This window comes from Paraburkholderia sp. XV (assembly GCF_020177535.1).
Taxonomy (GTDB): Bacteria; Pseudomonadota; Gammaproteobacteria; order Burkholderiales; family Burkholderiaceae; genus Paraburkholderia; species Paraburkholderia caribensis.
In genome coordinates this window covers 20,692-34,910 of sequence record NZ_JAGUUD010000001.1, presented here as the reverse complement: position 1 = coordinate 34,910, position 14,219 = coordinate 20,692, and the positions used below count along the sequence as shown (strand labels likewise).

The window sequence follows — 14,219 nt, the reverse complement described above, 5'->3', positions numbered from 1 at the left end:
GGAAAACACCCGAACTCGATGAACGACGAAAACAGCAACGAGAATCTATCCGTGGACATTCCGCGCGTTTTTTCCCAGCACCTTGTATCGGTCAGCTGCTGGGATCACACGCCCGCAGTGCTCGAACATAACAGCGGACATCCCCATCTCCATACCTTCTCCGCCTTCGTCGTGAGCATCAATGGGGCCTCGTGGAGTCTGATGACTGCAGGTCACGCGATTCGCGATACGGAGGAGCTTGTCCGGAAAGGCCATGATCTGAGGGACTGGCACATAGACGATTCGCCTGTCGGGATGCCCCCCGAAGGTGTTCCGGTTCCCCTCGAATGGGAGCCTGAATATATTGCCACGCTACACGATGAAAGCCGGGGGGCTGACTTTGCGCTGATTCCCCTCAATTCGCTTCAGCAGGCTTCACTTGCTAGCAACGGGGTGCTCCCGATCACAGAAGCCCAGGTTGAAATGCCCAGCGGGTTCGTTCGTTGGTATGTACTTGGACTCCCAGCGGCAACAGCCAAGGCGGACTACCGCAGGCAGGTCGTACATAAACACTTTCTGGGCCTGCCCGTCGAACCGCTGCGCGAGCGGCCGCACGACTGGCCAACTGTCGGGCAGAAGGACATGCTTTACGGGCAGTTGATTCCCGTTGGGGTTCCTGAGATCGACTCAATCGAGATACCCGGGATGAGCGGTGGTCCAATCATCGGCTTGCGTCTTGACGCTTCGGGAGCGGCGGAATGGAAGGTAATCGGCATCCAGAGCGGATGGCTGCGTTCGCGGCGCATCATTTCGGTGTGCATGGCGTGGCCGATTTTTAACGCTGTTGGCCGCCTGATCGACGACGAGAGAAATGGTGTCGACGGAACGGCTGCGGACGATATGTCAGCGAGCTAGGAAAATCGGAAAACAAATGATTAGAGCCAGCGCGAGTGTTGTCGCCTTTATCCTTCTCGCGGGATGCGCGTCGGAGCCGATACCGGCTACGACCGCGAAGGCGGCTCCTACCAGTCGACTTCTTGCGTTCCAGGAAAAAAGCGCACCATATAACGGGACACTGGTCGTCACTCGTGATATTGGATTCGGTGGTAGCGGTTGCTTCTACGCAGTCGCAATCAATGGGACGCTGGCGGCACGCCTCGACGTTGGAGAAACATCCCGTTTTTCGATTTCTCCCGGAGAGGTGCTGCTTCGCGTCGGGCGAGATCCGCAGGGCAAAGGTCTCTGTGCGTTCGGAAAGAGCGAATGGACGCAGCGCGAGACTGTGCTCCGGCCGGGCGAAACGAAATTTTTCAGGCTCTCCATCGATGCTAACGGAAAGACGGATATTGAGCGGGGCGACATGTAGTCCGCACGCGTTCAAGCATAGGAAAATTGATTCATGAACACACTGGCGAACACGGCCTGTAGATCATGTCTCGGTAGCGGGAAGTTGTCGGTAAATACTCAACCGCCTATCACCATCGCATGTCGCGTTTGCAATGGGGCGGGACACGGCGAGTACGTCGAGGCCGAGTGCAGTTCCTGCCAAGGAGCGCGCGGCCTACCGTGTGCCCGTTGCAGCGGTAGCGGTCGCGTCACGGTGTTCAAACCAGAATCAAACTAACGCAACGGAAAATTAACAGGCGCGAGCGCCTATCGGGGAGTAGTGACGAAATGCCAAAAGAATATTTAACCGTCGTGATTCAATTGCCTGATGATCCGCAGCAACGCAAGACGGTAACAGCCGCGCTCCCTCTGTCGGGAAATTTCCACGGTGGCCGCATCACTGCCATGTCGCTCGAAGATGAAATCACGGTGAACGAACTGCTGGAAGAAATGCTGGACGGCGAACAAGTGGACGAAGCCCGCGAAAAAGCCAAAGCGGTGGCGGCTCGTGCGGAAGCAGCAGCGTAACCATCGGAAAATAGGAGATTAAGGTGCAGCACATCGGGGATTTGATAGTTGACGACGAGCACGAAACACGGGCCCAAGTGACCGGGACGACTTATGTTCGCTCGGGGGGGCGTCTCGTCGTGAATGGGCAGTTGAGCGGAGGATTGATCATCGAGCCCGGCGGAAGCGCGGTTGTAAACGGTCAGGTTTCGCGCAACGTGATCAATCACGGTACGTTGACCCTTAACGGGCAGGTGTCAGGACGGGTGATCGGGAACGCTCCGATCAACAGTACTCGCCCCGAACAAATCGTTGGAACGGACCTTGAGGTTCCTTTCCGCGGGACAACAATCTCGTGGACTAGCTCTCATTAGCTCGGAAAACCGGCAACGTCCGAATTAACTCGAACCAGGACAAACCACCCTCAACTATTGGAATGATCACTAATGGTCAACTCGACATACCCCACCGACACGCAGACACTTCCAGCGATCCAGAAAATCCAGTTCATCTATGACAATGGAAGTGAGATGACGGCGGTGCTGAATCCCCACCCGCGGCAGCCTGGCGCTCCAATCACGCGCGTGGATCTTGAATGCTCCAGCAACCGCTGGGCCGATATCCGTCTGAGCCAGCACACCACGCTAATCCAGGCCGGTGCCGAAGCACACCATGTTGCGCAGTCTGACGCAGCGGCGATAGCCGCCGCGATCGTAGAGCTGCGAATGACGGGCGAGGAATTTCTGACCAAACCCGATGTGGAACAGATCACCGGCAATCGGTATCCTGTTGACGTCGTTTGACTCCGGAATATCACGGAAAACACAGTATGAGACTGCGTTTGAGTTGCCATGGGACTAGCTGAGATCGGTCTCGTCGTGGGCATGGGAAAAGATGTTTTGCTCGGGGTAGCAGGCATCGTCACGGCACTAGTTGCACGGAAAGGACTCAATAACTGGCTCCGCGAGCTTGGTGGAAGGACAAAGTTCGAGGCTGCACTAGCGCTAATGCGCGCATCGTATTCGCTTCGTGAGGCGCTTTTCAACTGCAGGGCTCCGCTGGTGGTCGCAGCTGAATTCCCCGCAGGGTACAAGCAAGCCGGCGTCAATCCATCCACGAAAGACGAAGTGAACGCTTGGAACCATGTTTTCAAAAATCGTTGGTCGCATGTCGCGACTGCTTTGAAAGAGTTCGATACTCGTAGTCTTGAAGCGGAAGCAATTTGGGGTTCCGAGGCGCGCGAATCGACACAACTGCTGTCGCGATGCGTATCGATTCTGTATGCGGCGATCGAAAGCTATATCGACAACTGTGTAAGTGAAGGCGAAAATTTTCGTGTTGACCGTCAATTTTCGAGCAAGGTCAGATCTGAGGTCTTCGGAACCCGGACCTCATCCGATAACGAATTGACGAAGCAAATACTCACCGCCATACAAACGTTAGAAGATTTCTCCAGACCTCACTTGAGGCACGGGTAACTTACTTGCTCCGGCAAACGTAACGGAAAATGCGCCGGCGCGGCCGGCAACGGAAAACGGGTAACCATGACGAAATGGCAAATATTGTGGCTCTTCTGGTAGCGCCGGACTTTCATGCGGCAAGAGTCCGACGCGCGGACACGTAGTGCTTGTAGCAGGAAAGTGCATTTATTGCGGCAGTTCTGGAGCACCCGGTCAAAGTTGTTCCAAGAGTCCTACAAAGGGACACGTAGTCGACAACGGCCCGAAGAAATGCATTTATTGCGGCTCTTCCGGTGCAGCAGGCGGTTCGTGCGGCAAGAGCCCTTCGAGAGGGCACGTGCTTGGCGGTGGGATTGTTTGAGTGCCGAGAAACGCCATGCACGCTTCGAGCATAGATAGGAAAATTGAAGAGAACCCCAGGACGCAAGAAAATGACCAGTCAGGAATCGGGCACGAACATGTTCAAGCGTGCCTGGCGCGGTGAAGAGCAGTTATGGAAAGTGTGGTGGCTGATAGGAATCCCGCAAAGCGCCGTGCTTGCGCTTCTCTGGGTGAACTTCCTGCATAAGACGCCGCATTCGCCAGCATACCTACCCGCGATGGTGCTCTACATCGTCGTCTATTTCGCTTGGGTGCGCATGGCATGGCTATGCGCCTCTAACGTCAAGCGAGGGATATGGACGGCAGTAAGCTACGTGCTGATTGTTCTTGGCGTGCTCAATCTGGCTAAAGCGCTGCTGCTGAGTTGATGACATTGGATCGGAAAATCAGACGATGAAAGGCAAGCACATGTTGTCGTGCGGCGCTCTCGGTGGCCGCAGCCCGAAGACGGGAAAGCGCGTTGGCGAGCGCCATCGCTGGAGCGGCGGTGAGTGGGGTAAGGGGCACTGCGAATTCTGCTTCCGCACTCTCGACCAAGTGTTGGTTGAGGATGCGCCCAAAGCCGGATCGCCTGAGCACTTGCAACGTGCGCTCGATACAGCGCAGTGACATCGGAAAATTATGGCAACGATTCTCAAGCACGCGAAGCGTGCCGCGCAGGCCAGCAATCGGCACTCTGCCGTGCGCTCGCGGCTTCGTGTAGCCCTGTCTATGCAGACGAAGACATTGCCTGCCGATGACGCGTTGGCGGCGTCTACGGCGCACGCGCGTCGCTATCGCCCGCGTGTTGTGGCTGCAACGCAGGATTTGAGTACGCTTCTGACGAACCTCCCGACGCGTCCGTTGGCCGTCAGCATCACGGATGGTGCGGGCAACGGTGTGGCCGGATCGGCTCAGTTCACGACTTGTGAATGGCACGGCGCAGCCTGACACGACACTGGTAGGAAAATGCCCATGACACTAGTCAAATCATTGGCACGCGGGGCAATCTGGAGGCATGCGACAAGGTGCCGACAGTGACAGTGCAACAGCCCGTGGAACCCCGGCAACATTTCATGGCTGCCGCTGTCGCAACACCCAGTCACGCACCTCGGCGCGCGAACTGTACTTCGGTTCCTTAAGCCACGCCTCAAAAGCCTCGCGCCGCTCGTGCCATTCACAATCGTTGAGGTCGAATTCCTCTTCTATCCGGCCCGGGTTGTCGTCGCAAAGGTGGGCGAAAACGAGATCGTTGCCGTTCCACCACGCGATACATAGGTCGTCGAGCTCTGCGACTGTTCCCAGTGGAAGATCACGCAGTAGCATCCCGACTTGCAATTTGAACGCAGAGACCGCGACCTCGTCGTCCCCTCGCCGATGGGACGCGCCTGTGGAGACGGCAGCAGTACTTTGTCCCGTCTCGTCCGCGGGTTTCCATGCCGACAGATACCCGTACTTCGTCCAGAGGAACGCAAGGCGGCCCACTTCAGCCTCGGACAGACCCGAGTAGGCGCAGAAGTGGTCGAAATCCTCCAGCGCTGTGTGGCCGTGCGCGCTTTTCAGATCACCCATTACTTCAAGCAACAGCGCAATGCCTTTCTCTGGATCCTTGTAACACATGGGGTGCCTCCTTCATGATGAAGTGCGGGCAGCATTCGGCGTTCCACTAATGTACGCGTCGCCAGGCGCGGTCGATCGCCGAAAAGACGATCGGCACGAAGTCATGGCCTCCAAACGAAACGGGCCGGTCGTCGTTGGGATAGGAAAGGGCGGCAGGCGCGCAGATCATCTGCAGGAGCCGGTCGCCGAACCGTCCCTCCGCGCGGACCTCAGACAACACCTCTTCCTCGATCTGGTGGATCAGTTTCCACGTGAGGACGCCTTTGCTGCGGTGCCGTGCGACGACATTCGGGAGGACCGCCTCGACTGCGGCCTGCGCGTCAAACAGAACGTTGTAGTTTCCCATCGATCATTCCTTTTCGTTGAGTTCAGTGAAAATTCCGGCTCGCCGTCGGCAGTTCACCGAGCAAGTGCGATACGTCGACAAGCCGTTGTGCAACAAGATGCTTTACATCGCCCTGACGCTGCCACACGCCGTAGACCGCAAGCAGTGACGAGCCGAGCGCTTCGCGCCGCTGCCGTTCGAGCACCGACTGCCAGACGATGATGTTGACGGACCCTGTCTCGTCCTCGAGCGTCATAAACATCACGCCGTTCGCCGTGCCGGGGCGCTGGCGTACGGTGACGATGCCGCAGGCCCGCGCGAGCTGGCCGTCGCGATATCGCGCGAGCGCTTCGGCGGGCATCAGGCGCATCGATAGCAGCTTCTTGCGCAGCAGGGCGAGTGGATGGCGGCCGAGCGTCAGGCCGGTTGAACGGTAGTCGGCGATGAGGTCCTGACCTTCCGTGGGTGCCGTCAGCGCCGGCGCTTCCTCACCGCGCGACGTGGCGCGCAACAGATCCTTGTCCGGAACGGCTGCGACGGCTTCCCATAGCGCCTGCCGCCGGTCGCCCGCGAGCGGCTTCATTGCGTTGGCGGCCGCGAGCACCTGCAGGTCATGGCGATCCAGTTGGGCGCGGTTCGCGAGGTCCGCGACATCGCGAAACGGCTTCACCGCGCGCGCCGCTTCGATGCGCCGCGCGGTTTCCTCACGCATGCCGCGGATCATGGACATGCCCAGACGCACAGGCGCCATGCTGCCTTCGCCTTCCATCGTTGAATCCCAGTCACTGACAGTCACGTCGACTGGCAGCACGCCGACGCCGTGACGCTTCGCATCCTGAACCAGTTGCGACGGTGAGTAGAAGCCCATTGGCTGGCTGTTGAGCATCGCGCACAGGAACGCTGCCGGCTCGTGACGCTTGAGCCAGCAGCTTACGTAGACGAGTAGCGCGAAGCTGGCCGCGTGGCTCTCGGGGAAGCCGTATTCGCCGAAGCCCTGGATCTGCGCGAAGATCGATTCGGCAAACTCGCGGTCGTAGCCCCGCTGGAGCATCCCTTCTACGATGCGATCGTGATAGTGCTGCAGGCCCCCCTTGCGCTTCCAGGCGGCCATCGCGCGGCGCAGCTGGTCCGCTTCGCCCGCACTGAACCCCGCCGCCAGCATCGCGACCTGCATCACCTGCTCCTGAAAGATCGGCACGCCAAGCGTGCGCTTGAGCGCCTGCTCTACTTCTGGACTCGGATAACTGACGGGTTCCAGTCCCTGCCGACGGCGAAGGTACGGATGAACCATACCTCCCTGCACAGGTCCAGGTCGAACAATCGCGACTTCGATCACAAGGTCGTAGAACTCGCGCGGCTTCAGGCGCGGCAGCATGCTCATCTGTGCGCGCGACTCGATCTGGAAAACGCCGACGGTATCGGCCGCGCAGATCATGTCGTACGTCGCCTCGTCTTCGGGCGGGATGTCCTGCATTTCGAACGGCTCGCCTCGCTGCTGCGAGACCAGTTCGAGCGTGCGGCTGATGGCTGATAGCATGCCGAGCGCGAGTATGTCGATTTTCAGCAGGCCGAGCGCTTCGAGATCGTCCTTGTCCCACTGAATCACGGAGCGATCCGGCATCGACGCATTCTCGATGGGCACGAGACGTGAGAGCTTGCCACGCGCGATCACGAAACCTCCCGTATGTTGAGACAGATGGCGCGGGAAGTTGAGCAGTGTCGCGGCGAGCGTCGCCCACTGCTGGATCATCGGCGTTTCCGGATCGAGGCCGCTAGCAACGAACCGACTGATAAGGTCGGCGCTCGAATCGAACCAGTGATGCTCTTTAGCAACCCGGTCAACGATGACGGGGTCGATTCCGAGCGCCTTACCTGAATCGCGGATGGCCGAGCGCGGACGGTAGGTGGTGACGGCTGCCGCAAGGGCTGCGCGCGTGCGCGTGTACTTACTGTAGATATACTGGATAACTTGTTCTCTGCGCTGGTGCATGAAGTCCACGTCGATATCGGGCGGCTCGTTCCTTTCTTTCGAGAGGAACCGCTCGAACAGCATGCTGCTGCGTGCGGGATCGACTTCAGTGATGCCCAGGCAATAGCAGACGGCGGAATTGGCAGCCGAGCCGCGACCCTGACAGAGGATGCCTTCGTTGCGCGCGAAACGGACAATGTCGTATACCGTCAGGAAATACGGCTCGTACTTCAGGTCCGCGATCAGCGATAGTTCGTGCTCGATCTGCGTCTGGACATTGTGCGGGATGCCACGCTGATACCGCCGATGTGCGCCAAGATAGGTTTCGCGCCGCAGGTAAGCGGTTGGCGTGATGCCGCGTGGCACCAGTTCGTCGGGATACTCGTATCGAAGCTCGTCGAGCCTGAACGTGCAGCGCGATGCGATGCTCAGCGTTTGCGCGAGCGCGTCCGGTGGATACACGTTTGCCAGCCGTAACCGCGAGCGGAGATGCCGCTCGACGTTCGGTGCCAGTTCGAATCCGCATTCGGTCACGGGCCGGTTCAGGCGGATAGCCGTCAATGTGTCCTGCAGTGGCTTCCGTGAGCGCACATGCATCAGCACCTGGCCAGTCGCCACCACGTTCAGTCCATGCCTTTCGGCGACGTCGTAGACCGCGTTGCGATGCAGGTCATCGAGCGCCCGGGCGTGCAGGGTCAGCCCCATCCAGCAGCGATCGGTGCCGAACGTCTGCGCCGCCCATAGCGCCTGCGCGTCGAGGCGCGCGTCCTTCGCAGGAAAATCGGGCGTCAGGATGATCAGACAGTCGGGCAACGCGCGCAGATGCGTGTACGGCGGATCGGGATGATCGAGATCGTGCGGGTACACCACATACGTGCCCTTGGCAGAGCGTGTGCGCGCGAGCGTGATCAGTTCGGACAGGTTGCCGTAGCCATCGCGGTTCTGCGCGATCGCAGTGAAGGCGAGGGCAGGTGAGCCGTCGGCGTTCGTGACGCGAAAGTGCGCGCCAACCAGCAGTTTGACCCCCGCTTCCTTCGCCGCGACGTGCGCGCGCACGATGCCCGCAAGCGAGCATTCGTCGGTGATGGCAATCGCCTCGTACCCAAGCTGCGCCGCGCGCGTGGCCAGTTCCTCGGCGTGCGAAGCACCCTGCAGGAAGGTGAAGTTAGATGCGCACTGCAACTCGGCATAGCCGGGCGGGCCGAACGAAGCGGGCAGCATGACTTATCCGAACAAACCATGCAGGTACCAGCGCGGCTCATCTTCGTCGACGGCGCCAATCCGCTCGCGGTAGATCCAGTAGCAGATGTGGTCGTCGGCCTCCGCAACGAAGTAGTCGCGCGTCACCGGCTCCCCCTGGAACCAGCCCGCCTCGACACGCTCGCCGGACGACACCGTGCGCAGTGGTGAGCCGTAAAACGGTCGCTCCCCGCGCATCAGCAGCTTGATCGGCGACTCAAGCAGCCAGGCGGGGCGGGGCGTGTCCGTCGCCGGCGCGACGTACTTTGTCTTGTCCGTCACGGGCACCCAGCGCGCGGCGACTTCCGGGCGGTGGTCGGCAACGGGCGCGGGCTTCAGCACGTTCTCTGCGCCCAGGCGGGCGACCAACAGTTCAAGCAGTCGCGCGTGATCGGCAGCGGTGCCGCCCGGCTCCGGAAACAGCGAGTCCGACGCCGGCTCTGCCTCCTTCACTTCCTGCACGACGAGCTGCAACGCAATGACGGCCGCGGCGAGTTCGACGCGGCCCAGCCGTTCTTTCAGCAGGCGCATCAGGTGATCCTCGCGCCACGTTGGCTCGGCGAGTGCCACCTCGATCGTTGTCGGTGCGATCGCATCGCGGCCGCGCTCATGTTCGAGCAGCAGCGCGATGCGCGTGACGGCAAGTTGCTTCTGCGACAGCCAGCCCGTTAGCTGGACAACGAGCCGGCGGGCCGAAAAGAGACACGCTTCTGCGTGCTCAATGCGGTCCGGCAGTTCGACGCGCGCCTGAAAGGTCGGCGGCGTTTCATACCATTCGTACACTTCGGGTGCCACTCCGTTGGCGCGGTCCATCACATCGAGCAGTGCCGTGCCGCATCGTTTTTTCAGTCCCGCGCGGGGCAGACGCATCAGCTGGCCGACCGTCTCGCAGCCGATGCCAGTCAGCCAGTCGAGATGACGTCGGGCGGGTGTCGGCACGCTGACCGGCAGCACGGCGAGCGCGCGCGAGAGGGAAGCATGCGACAGCGCAACGCCACCGCGGTACCGCGCAAGCAGCCATGCCGCCTGTCCCGTTGGCGCGACGCTGATCGTAGCCGTTACGCCCATTGCATCGGCGACGCGGCGCGCCATGCGACGCATCGACCGGATGCCGCCAAAGAGCCGCAGACTCGCTGATACGTCGACGAGCAAAGTGCTTTCCTCGGCGATCACAACCTGCGGTGACAGGTTTAGCAGCCCAGTGGCGATCTCGCGCACCGCGTTGACCTCTGCCGTGCTGTCCCGCTCTTGCATGACAGTGGCTGGCGCGAGCGTGAGGACGCCGCCGCGCCGCATGCCGATGCAGACCCCGGCTACGCGCGCGCAGTGGTCGGCGGCAATGACGCGCTCTTTTTCGAGCACGGCAAGGCCTGCGCCGTCATCGGGCTCATGCGACCACTTCGGCCGGAACACTTCGAGGCACAACAACGGGAGATGGACGCCTATCCACAGTTGCATTGCGTTTTACGTTAAGGATCGGGGAGGGCGTCAGGGCGACGAACAGCGGTTCGTCCCGGGCGGGGCCGCGGCGCTTCAGAAACTGGACATCGACGCCGCCTTTTGCCGCACGGATTGCAAGGCGCAACGGAGCAGGAGACGCGTCACGTGTCGTCGCCAGCGGTCGCACCATGAAAAACAGCGACTCGGACGTTTGTGCGGCCAGATGCAGCCGCCGCACCGCCTCGGGCCGCACATGCTGCTGCCAGAACACGAACGCGCCACAGGTGCCGGCGCGCAGAATCTGCTCGGCAGCCCCACAGCGCGTCTGCCGTCTTCGGCGCTTTCACCATCATCAGATTGGACGGGTCCAGGCCCCACCATGCGAACGCCGTCGGCTGGACGTTATGCGGCGGCTGCAGCAGCACGACTGGTTTCGATCCCAGGCGCTCGAACGCAGGCCGCAGCAGACGTAGTTCCCCGCAACCCGTCTGCTGGACGAGCAGATCGGTCAACGCTCCGCGTGGCCACCCGCAGCCTGGCAACTCGGCAGCGAGACCTTCGTCGCCGCAGGGCACGACTCGCGATGCAGCGCGTGCAAGCTGATTGCCCTTCCATAAATCGGGATGGATCGCTTCAGGCATTAAGGCGGCGCCCATATTGCCTCCGCTCGGTACTGTATAAAAACACAGTATAGCCTGGCCAAGTCCGGCCAGATCAAGCCCTAATTTATTGAACGACCGTTCTATTGCACCGGTGCAACGTCCTAGCGAAGTAACCCGCAGCGGTTATATGTTGACTCTTTGCTTTCAAATTTAATTCGCAATCCAAATTACTTGCCGGAATCTGGCAACGAAATCGTCCTAAAAGTCCCGTGGTTGGTGCTCGAAGAGCGACGACTTTCCTCCAACACCTGGTGGAGGTGTCCGACGAACTGTCGCAGCATTCGCGCGACGCGGAGCCGGGCGTGCTCAGAACGAAAAAGGCGCGCCGGGAAGGGGCGCGCCTCAAAGCCGAAGTGGACTGCGACAGTCGAGAACCTGTCTACTCGCGAGGTTTCTTTGGCAAGGGAGCGATCGCGCGACGTGCTCGGCGGGCAGGTCGTGGCGTGTTCGCGCTGAGGGTCGCCAGTTTTTCGCGCAGGTCACTATTTGAGGCTCTAGCCTCCTTAAGTTCTGCCCGAAGACTCGCAAGCTCTTCATCCTTACTGTTTATGCCTTTCTTGGCTTCATCAAGCGCGGCCTCGGCTGTCTTACGCGCCTCAACAGCACCTTGAAAACGAGCGTCGGCGACCGCTGCCGCTTGCTCTGCCTCCGTGCGCCTTGCTCGTTGGATATCGATCTCGTCGCGCAAATCTCCCAGCTCTTTCTCAAGCCGCGGCATCGCTTCCAGGCGAAGCTCTGCCTTCGCGAGTTCGGTTCTCGCTGCCTCCGCGGCTTGACGCTCGGTTGCCGCTTCATGGCTCGCCGCGTCTCTCTCATTCACCACTTGATCGAGCCGCCCCGAAAGCTCAGCCTTCTCCGCGTAAGCCCTCTCCAGCGATGCGTTGAGGTTCTCGATCATCAACCCTTGTCGCTCGGACTCCAGGATCAAATCGGCGTTTGACTGGTTCGCCGCCTCAAGTTCCGCTCGAAGCTCCGCCTTACTGCGTTCAACCTCCGCTGCCACGAACTCTATAAGTCCACGTTGCAACGGCTGGGGCAACGTCACGGGTGGCTCGGCCGGCCTGATCTGCGCATCCTTCCACGCCTGCAAGTACTTGAGCACCGTGGCCATCGACCCCTCGCCAAGGCGCTCGCGGACCGCACGCGCCGTCGGCCGGGCGCCGGTCTCGCTGATAGCCTCCGCCGCCTTACTTACTTGATCTTGGGTGATTGCCGGTTCTCGCGCCATCTCGCCGTCCTCGTGTTACGTTACGAATCGCGTTACGTTATGATATGTTATCTTAAACTGAGTTGTCTCGGTCCGTCTAATCGTGCCCACGGCAATCGACTGACGTAAGATGCTGGGCGTGAAAATTTCTAATCTACTAAATGAAAGCTCGCACAACCCTCCCTGTCTTTGCCGCCGCAGCCTCCGTTTTGCTCTTAGCAGCCTGCTCAAACAGCAAAGAGCCAAACAGTAGGAATTTCGAAGCAGCTGTATCGGATGGTCTCAAGTCGGGGCCGCGACTGTGCGTGTCCGTTGCACTGGATTGGCCGGACTCGGCACCTGATTCCAGTGATCGAGCACAATCGCGTCGCCCGCTCGTTGATGCGGGCCTTCTTTCCGCCACACCGGTGAGTGTCCCCAACGCCGTCGGTGCGCCGGTAGCCGGGCACAAGTACGACCTCACAGCCGAGGGGAAAAAATACGCTAATCGCGGGGCGCTCTGCTATGGGAAGCCTCGTCTGCTGAAGCTGCTCAACTGGGACCCCGTTGAAACGGTGCTCGGGGTGCCACAGACCATGGCGTACTTCACATATACGATCGACGAGCTGCCGGAGTGGGCAAAGCGACCGGACGTTCAGGCGGCGCTACCGAACATGCGGGCCGCGATTGACGGTCAGAACAAGAACAAGATGCAAATGCCGCTGACATTGGACGGCGACCATTGGGTCTCCGCGACGTCCAACAGATCGTGAAGATCGCAAGACCTGGCCGCGAGCACTCACGCGTTTGTCACCACGGGTGCCGGGCTCATAATAGGACGATCGTTCGATAAATTATATTATGTCAAATAAGGCGGCAGAGTACATATCAGGCGTTTGATGAACGCGAACGAGTGCGTCTCTTTTCTGTTCGGACGACGCCATAGTCGGAAGTCGAGCTAATCACGCGGCCTGCAGTCGCGCGTGCGGCATATGAAGACACCCGCACCCGCCCAATCTCCAGACAAAAATCGGCTGCGCTCCGCCACGGGCGAGGCGGCCTCGCGTTACGCCAATCATCCTTGGCTCGATCACGCCGATCCGAAACAGTAAGCAAACTGCGGAGCGTTGAGCTATGCACAAACTGTGCGTATAATGTGCTTGTGCAGTTCGGTACTTGGAGCAAACTATGAGCGCCATCGCCTTTGCCGACGTCCTTGAGTCCGCGCGGGAAGCGGGAACGTCTCGTCTATCCGCCGCCAACCTCGCCAACGTCTTGGGCTTGCAACAGCAAGACCTAGCAACCTTGGCGGGTGTTCATCGCAACACGCTGCGTACCCATCCTGAATCGCCGAAGCTCCAGTCCACCTTGCGCGACCTCGTGCGCGTGCTGTCGGCAGCTGCGGCAGTACAGCCGGACTTCGAGCGGGCGCTGTTTCTGGTCAAGAACCAGCCCATCCCCGCATTTCGCCATAAGACTATCCTGCAACTGCTCCAGGACGGGCGGACTGAGGACGCGATCGATTACCTGGAGTCGATCAGCGCAGGATTTGTTGGATGATCCTTACGCACTTGCCGGCGGGCACTGTGCTTTACCGCGCACATACACCCCGCTGGGCCAGCCGGGCGGCCAGTGGAGCGGGCGCCGCAGCCAAGGGCGGGCGGTTCAATCGTGAAGGTGTGGAGGCACTGTATTTATCGCTGGAAGAACTGACGGCGCTGCGCGAGTACCAGCAGACCTCGCCCTTCCTCCCACCCTGCACAGTCTGCTCCTACACCGTCGCGCTGCGCAATCTTGTCGACCTGCGGCAACTCGACCGCGGCCCTCTTTGGGACGACCTTTGGCACGACTGGCGCGAGGACTGGCGGCACCTGAAATTCGAGCTGCACATCGAGCCTCCAACCTAGGTTCTCAGCGACATGGTTCGGGAGCAAGGCTTTACCGGCATTGTGTTTCCCAGCCAGACCCACGAGCACGGTACAAACGTCGTGGTGTTTACTGACCGCCTCGTAGATGGCAATTCGATCGAGGTCAACGACCCAGATGGCCAACTTCCGCGGGACCAGGCAAGTTGGCGGCGTTGACG

The 14,219-nt window shown here is 60.2% G+C and carries 14 protein-coding genes and 2 pseudogenes; 10 read left to right on the top strand and 6 right to left on the bottom strand.

The features are described 5' to 3' along the window. Positions 1-18 precede the first annotated feature (18 nt). The 7 genes from KFO72_RS00190 to KFO72_RS00160 all read left to right on the top strand — a co-directional run bounded on the left by KFO72_RS00190 (position 19) and on the right by KFO72_RS00160 (position 4,643). Entirely contained in the window at positions 19-894 is an 876-nt protein-coding gene (locus tag KFO72_RS00190; RefSeq protein WP_225031028.1) for a hypothetical protein, read from the top strand. Between the two features lie 16 nt (positions 895-910). After that, a complete protein-coding gene (locus KFO72_RS00185; protein WP_225031027.1) occupies positions 911-1,345 on the top strand; it encodes a hypothetical protein in 435 nt (144 codons plus the stop codon). Positions 1,346-1,653: 308 nt separating this feature from the next. Next, positions 1,654-1,893, top strand: a complete 240-nt coding sequence (locus tag KFO72_RS00180; RefSeq protein ID WP_225031026.1) for a hypothetical protein — start codon at positions 1,654-1,656, stop codon at positions 1,891-1,893. A gap of 425 nt (positions 1,894-2,318) precedes the next feature. Continuing rightward, on the top strand, positions 2,319-2,675 hold the full coding sequence (locus KFO72_RS00175) for a hypothetical protein (protein ID WP_225031025.1): 357 nt from the start codon (positions 2,319-2,321) through the stop codon (positions 2,673-2,675). A gap of 48 nt (positions 2,676-2,723) precedes the next feature. After that, positions 2,724-3,350 carry a hypothetical protein gene (locus KFO72_RS00170; protein ID WP_225031024.1) on the top strand — a complete coding sequence of 209 codons (627 nt, stop codon included), beginning with the start codon at positions 2,724-2,726 and terminating at the stop codon, positions 3,348-3,350. 413 nt (positions 3,351-3,763) lie between these two features. Beyond that, positions 3,764-4,081, top strand: a complete 318-nt coding sequence (locus KFO72_RS00165; RefSeq protein WP_225031023.1) for a hypothetical protein — start codon at positions 3,764-3,766, stop codon at positions 4,079-4,081. A 253-nt stretch (positions 4,082-4,334) separates the two neighbouring features. Further along, positions 4,335-4,643: a hypothetical protein gene (locus KFO72_RS00160; protein ID WP_225031022.1), complete on the top strand. Its 309-nt coding sequence runs from the start codon at positions 4,335-4,337 to the stop codon at positions 4,641-4,643. Positions 4,644-4,766: 123 nt separating this feature from the next. On the opposite strand, the gene KFO72_RS00155 is transcribed toward KFO72_RS00160, so the two are convergent. The 6 genes and pseudogenes from KFO72_RS00155 to KFO72_RS00130 all read right to left on the bottom strand — a co-directional run bounded on the left by KFO72_RS00155 (position 4,767) and on the right by KFO72_RS00130 (position 12,175). Then, positions 4,767-5,312 carry a hypothetical protein gene (locus KFO72_RS00155; protein WP_225031021.1) on the bottom strand — a complete coding sequence of 182 codons (546 nt, stop codon included), beginning with the start codon at positions 5,310-5,312 and terminating at the stop codon, positions 4,767-4,769. Between the two features lie 46 nt (positions 5,313-5,358). Next, positions 5,359-5,658, bottom strand: coding sequence for a DUF2471 family protein (locus KFO72_RS00150; protein WP_225031020.1), 300 nt, complete (start codon positions 5,656-5,658; stop codon positions 5,359-5,361). Between the two features lie 22 nt (positions 5,659-5,680). Further along, the gene (locus KFO72_RS00145; RefSeq protein WP_225031019.1) at positions 5,681-8,827 is read right to left on the bottom strand and encodes an error-prone DNA polymerase; all 3,147 of its coding nucleotides are present in this window, start codon (positions 8,825-8,827) and stop codon (positions 5,681-5,683) included. A gap of 3 nt (positions 8,828-8,830) precedes the next feature. Then, a complete protein-coding gene (locus KFO72_RS00140) occupies positions 8,831-10,303 on the bottom strand; it encodes a Y-family DNA polymerase (protein WP_225031018.1) in 1,473 nt (490 codons plus the stop codon). Next, a pseudogene (imuA, locus tag KFO72_RS00135) lies at positions 10,233-10,941 on the bottom strand (translesion DNA synthesis-associated protein ImuA). The gene KFO72_RS00140 and the pseudogene imuA overlap by 71 nt, the downstream one beginning before the upstream one ends. A gap of 385 nt (positions 10,942-11,326) precedes the next feature. Further along, on the bottom strand, positions 11,327-12,175 hold the full coding sequence (locus tag KFO72_RS00130) for a DNA-binding protein (RefSeq protein WP_225031017.1): 849 nt from the start codon (positions 12,173-12,175) through the stop codon (positions 11,327-11,329). A gap of 284 nt (positions 12,176-12,459) precedes the next feature. On the opposite strand from KFO72_RS00130, the gene KFO72_RS00125 reads away from it, so the two are divergent. The 3 genes and pseudogenes from KFO72_RS00125 to KFO72_RS00115 all read left to right on the top strand — a co-directional run bounded on the left by KFO72_RS00125 (position 12,460) and on the right by KFO72_RS00115 (position 14,217). Continuing rightward, positions 12,460-12,906 (top strand): hypothetical protein, encoded by a 447-nt coding sequence (locus tag KFO72_RS00125; RefSeq protein ID WP_225031016.1) that lies wholly within the window; start codon positions 12,460-12,462, stop codon positions 12,904-12,906. 415 nt (positions 12,907-13,321) lie between these two features. Further along, positions 13,322-13,693, top strand: a complete 372-nt coding sequence (locus tag KFO72_RS00120) for a DNA-binding protein (RefSeq protein ID WP_225031015.1) — start codon at positions 13,322-13,324, stop codon at positions 13,691-13,693. Further along, a pseudogene (locus tag KFO72_RS00115) lies at positions 13,690-14,217 on the top strand (RES family NAD+ phosphorylase). Before KFO72_RS00120 ends, KFO72_RS00115 begins: the two are co-directional and overlap by 4 nt. Positions 14,218-14,219 lie beyond the last annotated feature (2 nt).

Excerpts from the sequence above, each read along its gene's own strand:
- KFO72_RS00190 (WP_225031028.1), top strand. The coding sequence starts at position 19 with ATGAACGACGAAAACAGCAACGAGAATCTATCCGTGGACATTCCGCGC.
- KFO72_RS00185 (WP_225031027.1), top strand. The coding sequence starts at position 911 with ATGATTAGAGCCAGCGCGAGTGTTGTCGCCTTTATCCTTCTCGCGGGA.
- KFO72_RS00180 (WP_225031026.1), top strand. The coding sequence starts at position 1,654 with ATGCCAAAAGAATATTTAACCGTCGTGATTCAATTGCCTGATGATCCG.
- KFO72_RS00175 (WP_225031025.1), top strand. The coding sequence starts at position 2,319 with ATGGTCAACTCGACATACCCCACCGACACGCAGACACTTCCAGCGATC.
- KFO72_RS00170 (WP_225031024.1), top strand. The coding sequence starts at position 2,724 with ATGGGACTAGCTGAGATCGGTCTCGTCGTGGGCATGGGAAAAGATGTT.
- KFO72_RS00165 (WP_225031023.1), top strand. The coding sequence starts at position 3,764 with ATGACCAGTCAGGAATCGGGCACGAACATGTTCAAGCGTGCCTGGCGC.
- KFO72_RS00160 (WP_225031022.1), top strand. The coding sequence starts at position 4,335 with ATGGCAACGATTCTCAAGCACGCGAAGCGTGCCGCGCAGGCCAGCAAT.
- KFO72_RS00155 (WP_225031021.1), bottom strand. The coding sequence starts at position 5,312 with ATGTGTTACAAGGATCCAGAGAAAGGCATTGCGCTGTTGCTTGAAGTA.
- KFO72_RS00150 (WP_225031020.1), bottom strand. The coding sequence starts at position 5,658 with ATGGGAAACTACAACGTTCTGTTTGACGCGCAGGCCGCAGTCGAGGCG.
- KFO72_RS00145 (WP_225031019.1), bottom strand. The coding sequence starts at position 8,827 with ATGCTGCCCGCTTCGTTCGGCCCGCCCGGCTATGCCGAGTTGCAGTGC.
- KFO72_RS00140 (WP_225031018.1), bottom strand. The coding sequence starts at position 10,303 with ATGCAACTGTGGATAGGCGTCCATCTCCCGTTGTTGTGCCTCGAAGTG.
- KFO72_RS00130 (WP_225031017.1), bottom strand. The coding sequence starts at position 12,175 with ATGGCGCGAGAACCGGCAATCACCCAAGATCAAGTAAGTAAGGCGGCG.
- KFO72_RS00120 (WP_225031015.1), top strand. The coding sequence starts at position 13,322 with ATGAGCGCCATCGCCTTTGCCGACGTCCTTGAGTCCGCGCGGGAAGCG.